This window comes from Bradyrhizobium sp. USDA 4369 (genome assembly GCF_054056435.1).
The window spans coordinates 6,216,570-6,232,388 of record NZ_JBSRYH010000001.1; the positions used below are offsets into that span (position 1 = coordinate 6,216,570).

The following is a 15,819-nucleotide window of genomic DNA, read 5'->3' on the forward strand; positions in this document are numbered from 1 at the left end:
TCGGAGAAATCCGGCGTTTGCCGTCGGGTTCAAATTGGCTACAAGCGAACGACAAATGGGAATCTGTCGGTTCGGTAGGGGTACTGGACCGGCATCGGGATAAGGGCGCGTAGCGCATGAAGTTCGGATTGCGGGTGCGGGGGGGCATGCTGGCCACCCTAATCATGTTCGCCGTTCCGGTGGCTCTGCCGCTGGCGAATGTGATGATGTCGTCGCCAGCCGCCGCACAGTCGGTCAATGCGATCGAAGTTGTCGGCAACCGTCGCGTCGAGGTGGAGACCATCCGCTCGTATTTCAAGCCGGGCCCGGGCGGCACGCTTGATGCCGGCCGCGTTGACGACGGCCTCAAGGCCCTGATCGAGACCGGCCTGTTCTCGGATGTGAAAATCAACCGCCAGGGCGGACGCCTGGTCGTGACCGTGGTGGAAAACCCGGTGATCGGCCGCGTCGCCTTCGAGGGCAACAAGAAGGTCAAGGACGAACAGCTCCAGGCCGAGGTCCAGTCGAAGCCGCGCGGCACCCTGTCGCGGCCGATGGTCCAGTCGGACGCGCAGCGCATCGCCGAGATCTATCGCCGCTCCGGCCGTTACGACGTGCGGGTTACGCCGGAAATGATCGAGCAGCCGAACAACCGCGTCGACCTGATCTTCACGGTCGAGGAAGGCGCGAAGACCGGCGTGAAGTCGATCGAGTTCGTCGGCAACAACGCGTTCTCGTCCTATCGCCTGAAGGACGTGATCAAGACGCACGAGACCAATCTTTTGAGCTTCCTCGGCTCCGGCGACGTCTACGATCCGGACCGCGTCGAGGCCGACCGCGATCTCATTCGCCGCTTTTACCTGAAGAACGGCTATGCCGACGTGCAGGTCGTTGCCGCGCTCACCGAATATGATCCGGAGCGCAAGGGCTTCCTGGTCACCTTCAAGATCGAGGAAGGCCAGCAATACCGGGTCGGTTCGGTCGACTTCCAGTCGACGATCCCGACGCTCGACCCCAATTCGCTGCGCACGTTCTCGCGGGTGAATGTCGGCTCGCTCTACAATGTCGAAAGCCTCGAAAAGTCGGTCGAAGAGATGCAGATCGAGGCGTCGCGGCGCGGCTATGCCTTCGCCGTGGTGCGTCCGCGTGGCGACCGCAATTTCGAGGCCCACACCGTCTCGGTGGTGTTCGCCATCGACGAGGGCCCGCGTACCTATATCGAGCGCATCAATATCCGCGGCAACACCCGCACCCGTGATTACGTCATTCGTCGCGAGTTCGACATCTCCGAGGGCGATGCCTATAATCGTGCGCTGGTCGACCGGGCCGAGCGCCGCCTGAAGAATCTCGACTTCTTCAAAGACGTGAAGATCACGACGGAGCCGGGCTCCTCGAGCGACCGCGTCATCCTGGTCGTCAATCTCGAAGAGAAATCGACCGGCGACTTCTCGATCTCCGGCGGTTATTCGACCACCGATGGCGCGCTGGCCGAGGTGTCGATCTCGGAGCGCAACTTCCTGGGCCGCGGTCTGTTTGCCAAGGCCTCCGTCACCTACGGTCAGTTCGCTCGTGGTTACTCGCTGTCCTTTGTCGAGCCCTATCTGCTCGACTACCGGGTGGCGCTCGGCCTCGACCTCTATCAGCGTCAGCAGCTGGCCAACAACTTCATCTCCTACGGCACCAAGACGCTCGGCTTCAGCCCGCGGCTCGGCTTCCAGCTGCGCGAAGATCTGTCGCTGCAGCTGCGCTACTCGATCTACCGCCAGGAAATCACGCTGCCGGCGACGCTGTCGGACTGTAACAACCTGACCGCCGGCACCCTGATCGGCAACCGCTTCGTGCCGTTCAACCCGACCCCGGCGTTCATCAATGCCAATGGCGGCGTCGATCCGACCGGTAACAACGGCCTGGGCTGCTTCGCCAATGGCGAGGCGTCGCTGCCGGTCCGCCAGGAGCTGGCGAAGGGCGCGACCCTGACCTCGGCGCTGGGCTACACGCTGAACTACAACACGCTGGACAACAACAAGAACCCGACTGACGGCCTGCTGATCGACTTCAAGCAGGACTTCGCGGGTGTTGGCGGCGACGTGTCCTACCTGAAGACGGCGTTCGATGCGAAGTACTTCACCCCGCTGGTGTCGGACATCGTCAGCATCGTCCACCTGCAGGGCGGCATCCTGAACAAGATCGGCAACACGCAGCTGCGCATGCTCGATCACTTCCAGATGGGTCCGAACCTGGTTCGCGGCTTTGCCCCGAACGGCATCGGTCCGCGTGACATCAACCCGTTTGGCACGCAGGACGCACTGGGCGGGACCAAGTACTGGGGTGCTTCGCTCGAACTACAGATGCCGTTCTGGTTCCTGCCCAAGGAAGTGGGTCTGAAGGGTGCGGTCTATGCCGACGCAGGCGGGCTCTGGGGCTATCAGGGACCGACGTCATGGGCCCAGACCGGCGAGGTCAATGTGGCCGGCTGCCGGGCGCCGACGCGAGCCACGGGAACCGTACCTGCCAATGCTGGCACCTGCCTCGGACTGCAGTTCGACGACCAGAACAAGGTTCGCAGCTCGGTCGGTGTGGGTCTGGTGTGGGCGTCGCCGTTCGGTCCGCTGCGCTTCGACTACGCGATCCCGCTCACCAAGGGTCAGTTCGACCGGACCCAGGAATTCCGCTTCGGTGGTGGCACGTCGTTCTAAGACGGCTGTTGCGGCCCGATCCGGATTGGCGTAGGCCGACCGTGACGGTGTAAGAGGATGGAGCTCGGTTCCGGGAGACGGAGCCGAGCTCTGACTTTTTGTCCTGAGAGTGCGACGGATGGCCCAGCCGAGCTTTTTTCAATCTCCACCTCCCACGACCCTCGCGGCGATCGCTGCGGCGGCCAATGCCACGCTGGTCGATGCCTCCCGCGGCGAGCAGGTGATCACGGGACTGGCGGCGCTCGATGAGGCCGGTCCGATGCACCTCGCCTTTTTCGACAATCTCAAATACGCCGACCAGTTGGCGACGACGAAGGCGGGCGCCTGTCTGGTCAGCCCGCGCTTCGAGGCGCGGGTGCCGTCCCATGTCGCCGTCGTCAGGGCCAATCAGCCGTTCCGCGCCTTCGTGCAACTCGCGCGCGAAATGCACGCCGACGCGCTGCGCCCGCAATCCTGGTTCGGTTGCGAGGGGATCTCGCCGCAAGCGATCATCGATCCCAGCGCGCGTCTGGAGGACGGCGTCGTCGTCGAGCCGCTGGCCGTGATCGGCGCCCATGTCGAGATCGGGGCGGGGACCATCGTCGGCGCCGGCGCGGTGATCGGCCCGCACGTCAAGATTGGGCGCGACTGCAATGTCGGCGCCCGCACTGTCATCCAATGCGCGCTGATCGGGAACGACGTGTTGATCCATCCGGCCTGCGCCATCGGCCAGGACGGCTATGGCTTCATCTTCTTCGGCCCGGGTGGCCATGTGAAGGTGCCGCAGACCGGGCGGGTGATCATCCAGAATCATGTCGAAGTCGGTGCCGGCACGACCATCGATCGGGGCAGCCTGCGCGACACGGTGATCGGCGAGGGCACCAAAATCGACAATCAGGTCCAGATCGGCCACAATGTCACGATCGGGCGGCATTGCCTCCTGGCAGCCCAGATCGGGCTGGCGGGGAGCCTCACGATCGGCGACAACGTCGCACTTGGGGCAAAGGTCGGCATCAACAACCACCTGACGATCGGTGACGGCGCGCAGGTGACCGCGATGAGCGGCGTCAAGGACGACATCCCGCCGAATGGCCGGTGGGGCGGGTTCTTCGCCAAGCCGACCAAACAGTGGTTCCGCGAGATCGTCGCGGTGGAACGGCTGGTGCGCGATCAGACGGCGACGAACAAGGACGAAGGACAGGAGTGATGGAGGAGTCACCCATCAGGTTTGCGGACGTCGACATCAACGAGATTCTCAAGACACTTCCGCACCGTTTTCCATTTCTCCTGATCGACCGCGTGAAGAACATCCGCGCCGACTACAGCGGCATCGGCGTGAAGAACGTCTCGATTGGGGAGCCCTGCTTCCAGGGCCACTTCCCGGAGCGGCCGGTCTATCCGGGCGTGCTGATGATCGAGGGCATGGCGCAGACGGCGGGCGTGATCGGCATCAAGTCGGTCGAGGGCACGGAAAAGCCGCGCGCGGTGTATTTTCTGACCATCGATAAGTGCAAATTCCGCAAGCCGGTGCTGCCGGGCCAGACCATCGAATATCACATGCGCTCGATCGGGCGGCGCAAGACGATGTGGTGGTTTCACGGTGACGCCAAGGTCGACGGGACAGTCGTCGCCGAGGCCGATGTCGGCGCCATGCTGACCGACTGACGTGCTGGTAGAGAGTTGATTGCGTCGAGATGAGCAAGATTGATCCCACCGCGCGCGTCGAGGACGGCGCCGTCATCGGCGAGGGTACCGTCATCGGTCCCTTCTGCGTCATCGGCCCCAACGTCGTCATCGGGGCGAACTGCAAGCTGATCAGCCACGTCCAGATCATGGGCCACACCACGATCGGAGACGACAATGTGATCTCGCCCTTCGTGGTGCTGGGCGGCGCGCCGCAGGATCTGAGCTATCGCGGCGAACCGCACCGGCTCGAGATCGGCTCCGGCTGCACCTTCCGCGAAGGCGTGACGATGAACATTGGCACCACCAAGGGCGGCGGGTTGACCAAGGTCGGCGATGGCGGGTTCTTCATGAACAACGCCCATGTCGCCCATGACTGCGTGGTCGGCAATAACGTCATCTTCGCCACCTCGGCGACGCTCGGCGGCCATGTCGAGGTCGGCGATTCCGTCTATATCGGCGGCCTCTCGGCGGTGCATCAGTTCACCCGCATCGGCCATGGCGTGATGGTCGGCGGCGTCTGCGGCGTGCGCGGCGACATCATTCCGTACGGCCTAGTCAACGGCCAATATGCCGCGCTCGAAGGCCTCAACATCATCGGCATGAAGCGCCGCAAGTTCACGCGCGAACGGCTCGCGACGGTCCGCGCCTTTTATCAGAAGCTGTTCCACGGCCCCGGCGTGTTCGCCGATCGGCTTGCTGCCGTGCGTCCGATGGCGGGGGATGATCCGGCCATCGGCGAGATCCTGGCCTTCATCGACGGTGGTCGACATCGCGCGCTCTGCCTGCCGGAGATCGGCAGACCGGCTGCGGAGCTTTGACCGACATGGGCGGGCCGGCCACCGAGACCTCGCCGCCTGTTGGCCTGATCGCGGCCGGCGGCGTGCTGCCCTTCGCGGTGGCCGACGAGATCGTGGCGCGCGGGCAGATTCCGGTGCTGTTTGCGTTGAAAGGCATCTGCGACCCGAAGCCGCTGGCGCGCTTCCGCCATCACTGGATCGGCCTCGGCCAGCTCGGCAATGCCTTGAAGTTGTTGAAGGCCGAGGGCGTCCGCGACCTGATGTTCATCGGCAACCTCGTGCGTCCCGCGGTCTCCGAGATCCGCATCGACTGGGGCACCTTGCGCGAGCTGCCTTACATCTGGTCGGCCTTCCGGGGCGGCGACGATCATCTGCTGTCGGGCGTCGGCCGCATCTTCGAGCGCCACGGCTTCCATATGATCGGCGTCAAGGACGTCGCTCCCAATCTGCTCGTTCCCGAAGGGCCTCTGACGCGCAACCGGCCGAATGATCTGGTCAGCGGCGACATCGCCAAGGGGCTCGCGGTGCTCCGCGCCATGGCGCCGTTCGATGTCGGCCAGGCCGTGGTCGTGATCGATGGTCATGTCGTGGCGCTCGAGGATATAGGCGGCACCGACGGGCTGCTGGCCCGCGTGGTGCGGCTGCGTGCCGATCGCCGCATCCGGTCGGCGGCCGGGCGTGGCGTGCTGGTGAAGGCGCCGAAATCCGGCCAGGACCTCCGCTATGACCTGCCGACCATCGGCCCGCGCACCGTGGAAGGCCTGTCCGCTGCGGGCCTCGCCGGCGTTGCCGTCTCTGCCGGCTACACGCTACTGGCCGACCCGCAGGAAACCGTCTCGGCGGCCGATCGCGCCGGCCTGTTCATCTCGGGCGTCGCTGCGTGACGGCGCGCCCCCCGGCAGGCCCGGCCATCCGCAGGATCTGTCTGGTCGCGACCGAGGAGTCGGGGGACCGTCTCGGCGCCAGCCTGATGAAGGTGCTGCGCCAGCGGCTCGGTGATGGCGTCGTGTTTTCCGGCGTTGGCGGCCGCGGCATGATCGGCGAGGGTCTCGTCTCGCTGTTTCCGATCGAGGAGCTGTCGATCGTCGGTTTCACCGCCGTGCTGAAGCAGCTGCCCAAGATCCTGCGCCTGATCCGCGGCACGGTGGATGCGATCGTCGCGTCGCAGCCGGAAGTGCTCGTCATCATCGACAGTCCCGATTTCACCCAGCGCGTGGCGAAGCGGGTTCGCGCGCGCGATGGCGCGATCCCGATCGTCAACTACGTGGCCCCGACCGTGTGGGCGTGGCGGCCGGGCCGGGCACGGACGATGCGTGGCTATGTCGATCATGTCCTCGGCCTGCTGCCGTTCGAGCCCGACGCATTCCGCCGGCTCGATGGTCCGCCTTGTACCTATGTCGGCCATCCCCTGATCGAGCAGCTTGCGAGCCTGCGTCCCACCCCGGAGGAGCAGGCCCGCCGCGAGGCCGCGCCGCCACGGTTGCTGGTGCTGCCCGGCAGCCGCCGCAGCGAGGTGGGGCGGCATATGCCGGTGTTCGGCGAGACCCTGGCCCGGCTGCAGGCCCAAGGCATCGCGTTCGAAGCGGTGCTGCCGACGACACCGCATCTCGAAGCCGCTGTCAGAGCAGAGGTCGCCAACTGGCCGGTGCAGCCGACCATCATCATGGGCGAAGCCGACAAGCGCGCCGCCTTCCGCAGCGCGCGCGCGGCGCTCGCCAAATCCGGCACGGTGACCCTTGAGCTCGCGCTGGCCGGCGTGCCGATGGTCACAGCCTATCGTGTCGGCCAGGTCGAAGCCTTCATCCTGCGGCGTCTCGTCAAGGTGCCATCGGTGATCCTCGCCAATCTCGTGATCGGCGACGCCGTCATTCCGGAGTTCCTGCAGGAAGACTGTACGGCGGACAATCTCGCGCCGGTGCTTGTCGATCTGCTCAGCGACGGCCCGATCCGCGCCCGCCAAGTCGCCGCGTTCAGTCGCCTCGACAGCATCATGGCGACAGGCGCGGCCTCGCCGAGCGTGCGCGCCGCCGACATCGTGGTCGCGACGATGCGCGGGGAACGAAGGCCGGGCTGATGCGTTCGGGGCGCGGACATCCGGCGACGTCAGGACGCGCTCACCGCAAATGCGCCAGGAGAAAACTGACAGTTCTTGTCAGCGCGTCGGCTGCTTCGGGACGGATTGGATCGAAATCGAAGCCGTGGCCCATGCCGGGGTAGACGACCAGATCGGCCGCGCCGCCGAGGGCCGCGGCACGATCGACGAGCGCCTTGCCGGACGAGAGGGAGACGTTGCGGTCGGCGTCGCCATGCAGCGCGAGCAGAGGCGGCAGATGAGTCAGGCCAAGCTGAACCGGGCTGGGTATCCCGCCGTAGAACACCACCAGCGCGTCGATCCGCGGATCTGATGCGGCGCAGGTCACGGCGAGGAAGCCGCCATTGGAGAAGCCGAGCAGCCCGACCTTGCCGGAGAACACGTCACGTCGCGCCATGAAGGAGACGACGTCGCGGATGCGCGCCGACCATTCGGGCAAGTGTTTGTAAAAATAGGCTTGCCGCAAAGCCTGGTCAGATGATCCCATCGGCCCGATGTCGGCGGCGTCGTAGTAGGACACCAGAACCGCATCGATCCCCCTTTGCAGCCAACGTCTCGGCATAACGTCGATAGGCTGCAGCAAAGCGCTGAATCCCTTGTGCGCCGTGGAGAATGATCACGGCCGGCCGCTTGCCCTCCTGACGGCCGGGAAACAGCTTGATCGTGACCGGCGCGTCGGCGGTCGATACGGTCAGCTCCTGCGGCCCGGCATCGTCTGCATGCGTTCGGCTCGCGCCGATGCAGGACAGCATCAGCGCCGTGGCGAAGATCCGTCGGAAGAGCCGAAGCCGTTTGGCCATTGCGCCGCCCTTACGCTGTTGCGATCGGACATCCAACCGCAATGAAAAAGGCCCGTCCAGCGCTCTGGACGGGCCCCCGATGATTGATCTCGCTATCGATCAGCCGCGCTTGTCGATCTCGACGTAGTTGCGGGTGGTCACGCCGGTGTAGAGCTGGCGCGGACGGCCGATCTTCTGTTGCGGGTCCTCGATCATCTCGCTCCACTGGCTGATCCAGCCGACGGTGCGGGCGACCGCGAACAGCACGGTGAACATCGAGACCGGAAAGCCCATCGCCTTGAGCGTGATGCCCGAATAGAAGTCGACGTTCGGATACAGCTTGCGGTCGATGAAGTACTGATCGCTGAGCGCGATCTTCTCGAGCTCCAGCGCGACCTTCAGCATCTGGTCGTCGGCGTGGCCCGTCTCCTTGAGCACCGCGTGACACATCTTCTGCATGATCTTGGCGCGCGGGTCGTAGTTCTTGTAGACGCGATGGCCGAAGCCCATCAGGCGCACGTCGCTGTTCTTGTCCTTCACCTTGGCGATGAATTCGGGAATCTTGTCGACGGTGCCGATCTCGGCCAGCATGTTCAGCGCGGCCTCATTGGCGCCGCCATGCGCCGGGCCCCACAGGCAGGCGATGCCGGCGGCGATGCAGGCGAACGGATTGGCGCCCGAGGAGCCGGCGATGCGGACCGTCGAGGTCGAGGCGTTCTGCTCGTGGTCGGCGTGCAGGATGAAGATCTTGTCGAGCGCGTCGGCGAGCACCGGGTTCGGCTTGTAATCCTCGCACGGCACGGCGAAGCACATGTGCAGGAAGTTCTCGGCGAAAGACAGCGCGTTCTTCGGATAAACGAAGGGCTGGCCGATGGTGTATTTGTAGGCCATCGCCGCGAGCGTCGGGATCTTCGCGATCATCCGCATCGACGCGATCATGCGCTGCTTCGGATCGTTGATGTCGGTGGAGTCGTGGTAGAAGGCGGCGAGCGCGCCGACCGAGGCCACCATGACCGCCATCGGATGCGCGTCGCGGCGGAAGCCGTGGAAGAAGCGCGACATCTGCTCGTGGACCATCGTGTGATGGGTCACGCGATAGTCGAAGTCCTTCTTCTGCGCCGCCGTCGGGAGTTCCCCGTACAGCAGGAGATAGCAGGTCTCCAGGAAGTCGCCCTTCTCGGCGAGCTGCTCGATCGGGTAGCCGCGGTATTCCAGGACGCCGGCGTCGCCGTCGATATAGGTGATCTTGGACTGGCAGCTGCCAGTGGAGGTGAAGCCGGGGTCATAGGTGAACATCCCGGTCTGGGCGTAGAGCTTGCCGATGTCGATGACGTCGGGGCCCACCGTACCGCTCAGGATCGGAAGATCGAAGTTCTTGTTGCCGACGGTGAGGGTCGCGGTCTTGCTTGCGGATTTTGCGTCCATCGTTTGTCCCCGATGAGATCGTTAGGCTTGGCCCTTGTTCTTTTTGAGAGATGGCAGGGCGGGTGGACTTTATCTAGTGCGGTGGCTTTGACATTCGCGTCAGAGACATTCGCGTCAAAGACATTCGCATGCACTTTCGCCGCGAAGACCTTAAGCGAAGGTCAAATCCGAAACCGCACTGGATTCTTATACTTACTAGTGTCCTTCGGCTGTAACATCCGTAAACGAGGCCCGCCGCAACGTGTTACGAATGCCAAAGCCGGGACACCGGTTGGTGCCGCGCAAATGCGTATCGTATTGCCCTGTGCGCTGCAAGATGGGGGTAAATGAGACCTTATGAGGTGGTCTGGTCTTTGAGACGGCCTAAGGATTCATCTCGCCCCAGAATTGCCAAAACGTCGAAAATGCCGGGCGAGGTGGTCCGTCCGGTCAGCGCGGCGCGCAGCGGCTGGGCCACCGCGCCCAGCTTGAGATTGTTCGTTTCGGCAAATGCACGCAGCGCGGCTTCCGTGGCCGGGCCGCTCCAGGGCTCCACGGCCGCCAGCGCGTCGTGCAGCCGGCCGATCAAGGCGCGACTGTCCGGCGTCAGCAGGGCGGCAGCCTTGGCATCGATCGGCAGCGGCCGGTCGGCGAAGAGGAAGGCGGCGCCGTCGATCAGCTCCAGCAGCGTCTTGGCACGCTCCTTCAGGCTCGGCATCGCCTGGGTCAGCTGCGCGCGCGTCTCGTCATTGAGCTTGGCCTTCAGTGCCGCGCCGCTCGGCATGTAATTCAGCACGTCCTCGAACTGCCGGACGAGCGCCGCATCATCGCTGTGGCGAATATAGTGGCCGTTGAGATTTTCCAGCTTGGCGAAGTCGAAGCGCGCCGCCGAGCGGCCGATCGCCGGCAGATCGAACGCTTTGATCATCTCCTCGGTCGAGAAGATCTCCTGGTCGCCATGGCTCCAGCCGAGCCGCACCAGGTAATTGCGCAGCGCGGACGGCAAATATCCCATCGCGCGGTAGGCATCGACGCCGAGTGCGCCGTGGCGCTTCGACAGCTTCGAACCGTCGGGCCCGTGAATCAACGGGATGTGCGACATCGACGGTACCGTCCAGCCCAGCGCATCGTAGATCTGCTTCTGGCGCGCGGCGTTGATCAGATGGTCGTCGCCGCGGATCACATGGGTAACCCCCATATCGTGGTCGTCGACCACCACGGCCAGCATATAGGTCGGATTGCCATCGCCTCGCAGCAGCACGAGGTCGTCGAGATTCTCGTTCTGCCAGACCACGCGGCCCTGCACCTGGTCCTCGATCACGGTCTCGCCGGTCAGAGGCGCGCGCAGCCGGATCGTCGGCTTGACGTCGGCTGGGGCGTCCTTGGGGTCGCGGTCGCGCCACATCCCGTCATAGAGCCGGGTGCGGCCTTCGGCGCGCGCCTTCTCGCGCATGGCAGCCAGCTCTTCTGCGGTGGCATAGCAGCGATACGCCATGCCGCTAGCGAGTAGCTGCTCGGCAACCTCGCGGTGGCGCGCGGCGCGGCTATATTGGTAGATGACCTCGCCGTCCCAATCGAGTTCGAGCCATTTCAGCCCGTCCAGGATGGCGTCGATCGCCGCCGTCGTCGAGCGCTCGCGATCGGTATCCTCGATTCTGAGCAGCATCTTGCCGCCGCGGCCGCGCGCATACAGCCAGTTGAACAGCGCCGTCCGGGCACCTCCGATATGGAGAAAGCCGGTCGGGGAGGGGGCAAAGCGCGTGACGATCGGTGAGGTCATGGGCGGCAGCACGAAATCCAGGCAGGGGCTGTAACGAGCGGGGGGTGTATAGCAGGCCTATCGCATAACTAAAGCCTTCCTTGGGGGAAGCGGATTTGGCAGATAGGCTGCCAAATTCCGGAGCAGGATATTCTTGATGACCACGACGACAGACACGGCAGCGACGGCTGAGGCAGGGCGCGACTTCATCCGCGACATCGTCCAGGCCGATCTCGACAGCGGCAGGCACAAGACCGTCGTCACCCGGTTCCCGCCGGAGCCGAACGGCTACCTGCATATCGGCCATGCCAAGTCGATCGGTCTCAACTTCGGCATCGCCAAGGAGTTCGGCGGCCGCTGCAATCTTCGCTTCGACGACACCAACCCGACCAAGGAAGAACAGGAATACATCGACTCGATCCAGGCCGACGTGCGCTGGCTCGGCTACGATTGGGGCGACAACCTGTTCTACGCCTCGGATTATTTCGAACGGCTCTACGACTGGGCCGAAGGGCTGATCAAGGCCGGCCTCGCTTATGTCGACGACCAGACGCAGGAGGAAATCCGGCTGGCGCGCGGCACGCTCACCGAGCCGGGCAAGAACAGCCCGTTCCGCGACCGCTCGGTCGAGGAGAATCTCGACCTGTTCCGGCGCATGAAGGCCGGCGAATTCCCCAACGGCGCGCGCGTGCTGCGCGCCAAGATCGACATGGCCGCCGGCAACATCAACCTGCGCGACCCCGTGCTGTACCGGATCCTGCACGCCCATCATCCGCGCACCGGCGACACCTGGAAGATCTATCCGAGCTATGACTACGCCCATGGCCAGTCGGACGCGATCGAGGGCGTCACGCACTCGATCTGCACGCTCGAATTCGAGGATCACCGGCCGCTCTATGAGTGGCTCCTCGACAAGCTGCCGGTGCCGTCGCATCCGCATCAATACGAGTTCGCCCGGCTCAACCTGACCTATACGCTGCTGTCGAAGCGCGTGCTGACGCGGCTGGTGCAGGATGGCCACGTTGCCGGCTGGAACGATCCGCGCATGCCGACCATCGCCGGCCTGAAGCGCCGCGGCGTGCCGCCGGCCGCCGTGCGCGAGTTCATCAAGCGCATCGGCATTGCGAAAGCCAACAGCATCGTCGATGTCGGCATGCTCGAATTCTGCATCCGCGAGGAGCTGAACCGCACGGCGTTGCGCCGCATGGCGGTGCTGCGTCCCTTGAAGGTGGTGATCGAGAATTATCCGGAAGGTCAGGTCGAGGAGCTCGAGGCGATCAACCATCCGGACGATCCGTCCGCCGGCACCCGCAAGATCGCCTTCGGCCGCGAGCTCTATATCGAGCAGGACGACTTCATGGAGAACCCGCCGAAGAAGTTCTTCCGCCTGTCGCCCGGCACCGAGGTGCGGCTGCGCTACGCCTATTTCATCAAGTGCCGCGAGGTCATCAAGAACGCGGCCGGCGAGATCGTCGAGCTGCGCTGCACTTATGATCCGGCGACCAAGGGCGGCAACGCGCCCGATGGACGCAAGGTCAAGGCGACGATGCACTGGCTGCCGGCAGCGCAGTCACTCACGGCCGAGATCCGCATCTACAATCAGCTGTTCGCCAATCCGAGCCCCAATGCGGCCGACTTCACCGCCGATCTCAATCCGAACTCGCTCGAAGTGCTGACGGACGCCCGTATCGAGCCGGCGATTGCGGCGGCCAATTCGGATGCGCCGATGCAGTTCGAGCGTCAGGGCTACTTCGTGCGCGATCCGGACTCGACGCCGGACAAGCTCGTCTTCAACCGTACGATCGGCCTGCGCGATACGTTCGCCAAGGAAGTCGCGAAGGGGTGATGATGCGCCCGGCCGGCGCGATCGCCGCCTCAGGTGATCGCGTCATGCCCGGCCTCGGTCAGCCTCGGCACGCCGTCGCTGACCTCGACGAGGCCGCGCGCGGTGAGCAGCGCAATATCCTCGTCCGCGACGGGCGAAAGCGCGAGCCGGCGTCCCTTGATGTCTCGCAATGTCCAGCGCAGGTGGATCGCCTTCTCGAGATCGAGATCGGCAAGGGGGTCGTCGATACGGTCGTCGTCCATACCCCAATAAGCACCGATGCGACCCAAAGTTCCAATCACCATTCGTGCACATAGCTGCGAGATTCGCGTTTCGTTCCGCTAGGCCAATTCCGCTGGGTTCCGCTAGCCTCTGTTTCCGTAAAATTACGGGGTACCGAGATGGCGGAGCCCGCCAGGCCGCCAGGATGGCGTCGCGGGATCGCGGGCGTGATGGCCGATGTCTGGTCGCCGCGCGGCGCGCGGACCGGAGGCTGGCCTGTGGTCGGCACCGACGCCTGGCCATCGCTGTCCGCCCATCTGACGCGCTGGACGCGCGAGGAGGCCGGGGCTGGCCGGCTGCTGCCCTGGGTGCCCGTCGCCTTCGGCGCCGGCATTGCGGTTTATTTTGCCGCCGATCATGAGCCCGCGCTGTGGGCAAGCGTGCCGACCGCGCTGCTGCTCTGCACCGTCGCCGTGCTGATGCGGCGGCATCCGCTGTTTCCGGCGGCGGTGATGATCGCGGCCGCGGCGTCCGGCTACGCGGTCGCGACCATCAAGACCGCACGCGTGGCGCATCCGGTGCTGCCTCGGCCCCTTTACTCCGTGGCGCTGTCCGGCTTCGTCGAGGCGCGTGACATCCGCGAGCGTAGCGATCGCATCGTGCTGCGTGTGACCGCGATGGAGAGCGAGCGCCACGCGATCACGCTGACGCGCGTCCGGCTGGCCGTGCGCAAGGGCACCGCGCCCGATGTCGGAAGCTTCGTGCAGCTCAAGGCGCGGCTGCTGCCGCCACTGGCGCCGGTGCGGCCCGGCAGTTACGATTTTGCGCGCGACATGTTCTTCCAAGGCATTGGCGCCTCCGGCTTCGTGATGGGCGGGATCACGACGCTGACGCCGCCGCAGGAGGGCGGCTTCGGCCTGCGCTATGCGGCGGCGATGCAGGGCCTGCGCGATGCGATCGACGCGCGCATCCGGGCCCGGCTCGATGGCGACGAGCGCGCCATCGCGACCGCGCTGCTGACCGGCCGGCGCGATGCGATCACGCCTGATGTCAACGACGCGATGTTCATCTCGGGCCTCGGCCATGTGCTCTCGATCTCGGGCTATCATATGGCGGTGGTCGCGGGCGTCGTGTTCTTCGCGGTGCGCGCGCTGCTCGCACTGATCCCTGGCCTCACCGTCAGCCTCCCGATCAAGAAATGGGCGGCTGCGGCAGCTTTGGTCGCGGCGGCGTTCTATCTGCTCCTGTCGGGCGCAGAGGTCGCGACGCAGCGGTCGTTCTTCATGACGGCCGTCGTGCTGATCGCGGTCATGGTCGACCGCCGCGCGGTGACGTTCCGCACACTGGCCGTCGCGGCGATGATTGTCCTGATCGCGGCGCCCGAAGCGCTCGTCCATCCGAGCTTTCAGATGTCGTTCGCGGCGACGCTCGGCCTGGTCGCGCTGGTGCAATTCGGCCTGCCGCGATTATTCGCGACGCCGGACAGCTCCGTCACCGAGCGCATCGCATTATGGGGCGGCCGCGAGCTCGCGATGCTGCTCTTGGCCTCGCTGATCGCGGGGCTCGCCACGACGCCCTACGCGGCGTTTCACTTCCATCGGATCACGCCCTATGGCGTGCTGGCCAATCTTGCGGCCATGCCCGTGGTCTCGGCGCTGGTGATGCCGGCCGGCCTGCTGGGACTGCTTGCGGCGCCCTTCGGACTCGACGGTCTTTGCTGGACATTGATGGGCTGGGGCATCGACTGGATGATCGCGGTGACGCGCTGGGTGGCGGCGCTGCCAGGGGCCGTTGGACGCGTCACGGCGTTCGGCATCGGTCCGCTGATCCTGGCCAGTTTCGGACTCCTGCTCATCGGCCTGTTGCGGACACCGCTGCGCTGGTCGGGCGCGGTCCTGCTCGCCATGGCCACGATCTGGTCCGTCAGCACGCCGCAGCCGGACATCCTGATTTCCGGCGACGGACGCGCGGTCGCCGTGCGCGGGCGCGACGGTCGGCTGCATGTGATGCGGACCGGCAAGGATGTGTTCGTCGTCAAGGAATGGCTGGCGGCCGATGCCGATCCGCGCGTGCCGTCGGACCCCACCTTGGGAGACGGGGTGTCCTGCGACGAGTCCGGTTGTGTGATGGCCATGGCCGATGGCCGGTTCGTGGCGCTGACGCTGCGCCCGGAGGCGCTGGCCGACGATTGCACGCGCGCGGCACTGATCGTGACGTCGCGTGCTGCGCCGGCGTCCTGCGCAGCCGCCGCGATCGATCGCCAGCGCCTGCAGCAGCAGGGCGCCTTGATGCTGGCGACGCAGGGGGCGGGATTTGCTGTCACACCGGCGCGCGCCGTCGGCACCAGCCGGCCATGGTGGCCCGCCGCCGAGACTGGCGCGTTCGAACCGGTGCTGACGCCGCGTGCGTCCACGCCACGCGTTCAGGACGCGACACCGCCCGAGGCGGAGCAGGGGACGGAGGATTAGGTCATTCACGACCTGCGAGGGTGGGCCGTTCACCCACGCAATCATCTCAAATGGAACGCCAACATCATGAGACGCTCCGCAGACTCACAAGATGCCCGCCGAGCGCCCCATGTTCGTTACCAGATATTCGTTA

General features: G+C 65.3%; 13 protein-coding genes. 8 read left to right on the forward strand and 5 right to left on the reverse strand.

Translation table 11 applies throughout. From position 1 onward, the window contains the following. Window positions 1–116: 116 nt before the first annotated feature. The 6 genes from bamA to lpxB all read left to right on the forward strand — a co-directional run bounded on the left by bamA (window position 117) and on the right by lpxB (window position 7,211). Window positions 117–2,675 (forward strand): outer membrane protein assembly factor BamA, encoded by a 2,559-nt coding sequence (gene bamA, locus ACVIJ6_RS28235; RefSeq protein WP_012044537.1) that lies wholly within the window; start codon window positions 117–119, stop codon window positions 2,673–2,675. Window positions 2,676–2,793: 118 nt separating this feature from the next. After that, window positions 2,794–3,861 (forward strand): UDP-3-O-(3-hydroxymyristoyl)glucosamine N-acyltransferase, encoded by a 1,068-nt coding sequence (gene lpxD, locus ACVIJ6_RS28240; protein WP_456775388.1) that lies wholly within the window; start codon window positions 2,794–2,796, stop codon window positions 3,859–3,861. Continuing rightward, window positions 3,861–4,319, forward strand: a complete 459-nt coding sequence (gene fabZ, locus ACVIJ6_RS28245) for a 3-hydroxyacyl-ACP dehydratase FabZ (RefSeq protein ID WP_456775389.1) — start codon at window positions 3,861–3,863, stop codon at window positions 4,317–4,319. The genes lpxD and fabZ overlap by 1 nt, the downstream gene beginning before the upstream one ends. Window positions 4,320–4,348: 29 nt before the next feature. Then, window positions 4,349–5,158: an acyl-ACP--UDP-N-acetylglucosamine O-acyltransferase gene (lpxA, locus tag ACVIJ6_RS28250; RefSeq protein WP_456775390.1), complete on the forward strand. Its 810-nt coding sequence runs from the start codon at window positions 4,349–4,351 to the stop codon at window positions 5,156–5,158. Window positions 5,159–5,163: 5 nt separating this feature from the next. Then, the gene (locus ACVIJ6_RS28255; RefSeq protein WP_456775391.1) at window positions 5,164–6,021 is read left to right on the forward strand and encodes an LpxI family protein; all 858 of its coding nucleotides are present in this window, start codon (window positions 5,164–5,166) and stop codon (window positions 6,019–6,021) included. Then, window positions 6,018–7,211 (forward strand): lipid-A-disaccharide synthase, encoded by a 1,194-nt coding sequence (lpxB, locus tag ACVIJ6_RS28260; RefSeq protein ID WP_456775392.1) that lies wholly within the window; start codon window positions 6,018–6,020, stop codon window positions 7,209–7,211. Before ACVIJ6_RS28255 ends, lpxB begins: the two co-directional genes overlap by 4 nt. Window positions 7,212–7,251: 40 nt before the next feature. Here lpxB and ACVIJ6_RS28265 read toward each other — a convergent pair whose 3' ends face one another. From ACVIJ6_RS28265 to gltX, 4 genes are all read right to left on the reverse strand, one after another. Continuing rightward, window positions 7,252–7,749, reverse strand: a complete 498-nt coding sequence (locus ACVIJ6_RS28265) for a dienelactone hydrolase family protein (RefSeq protein ID WP_456775393.1) — start codon at window positions 7,747–7,749, stop codon at window positions 7,252–7,254. Then, a complete protein-coding gene (locus tag ACVIJ6_RS28270) occupies window positions 7,703–8,029 on the reverse strand; it encodes a hypothetical protein (protein WP_456775394.1) in 327 nt (108 codons plus the stop codon). Before ACVIJ6_RS28270 ends, ACVIJ6_RS28265 begins: the two co-directional genes overlap by 47 nt. A 99-nt stretch (window positions 8,030–8,128) precedes the next feature. Continuing rightward, window positions 8,129–9,433 (reverse strand): citrate synthase, encoded by a 1,305-nt coding sequence (gene gltA / locus ACVIJ6_RS28275; protein ID WP_456775395.1) that lies wholly within the window; start codon window positions 9,431–9,433, stop codon window positions 8,129–8,131. Between the two features lie 334 nt (window positions 9,434–9,767). Next, window positions 9,768–11,192 (reverse strand): glutamate--tRNA ligase, encoded by a 1,425-nt coding sequence (gene gltX, locus ACVIJ6_RS28280; protein WP_456775396.1) that lies wholly within the window; start codon window positions 11,190–11,192, stop codon window positions 9,768–9,770. A gap of 136 nt (window positions 11,193–11,328) precedes the next feature. Here gltX and ACVIJ6_RS28285 point away from each other — a divergent pair, with 136 nt between their 5' ends. Continuing rightward, window positions 11,329–13,017 (forward strand): glutamine--tRNA ligase/YqeY domain fusion protein, encoded by a 1,689-nt coding sequence (locus tag ACVIJ6_RS28285; protein WP_456775397.1) that lies wholly within the window; start codon window positions 11,329–11,331, stop codon window positions 13,015–13,017. 29 nt (window positions 13,018–13,046) lie between these two features. Here ACVIJ6_RS28285 and ACVIJ6_RS28290 read toward each other — a convergent pair whose 3' ends face one another. Continuing rightward, window positions 13,047–13,259, reverse strand: coding sequence for a hypothetical protein (locus ACVIJ6_RS28290; protein ID WP_012044527.1), 213 nt, complete (start codon window positions 13,257–13,259; stop codon window positions 13,047–13,049). A gap of 138 nt (window positions 13,260–13,397) precedes the next feature. On the opposite strand from ACVIJ6_RS28290, the gene ACVIJ6_RS28295 reads away from it, so the two are divergent. Next, entirely contained in the window at window positions 13,398–15,686 is a 2,289-nt protein-coding gene (locus ACVIJ6_RS28295) for a ComEC/Rec2 family competence protein (RefSeq protein WP_456775398.1), read from the forward strand. Window positions 15,687–15,819: the final 133 nt, after the last annotated feature.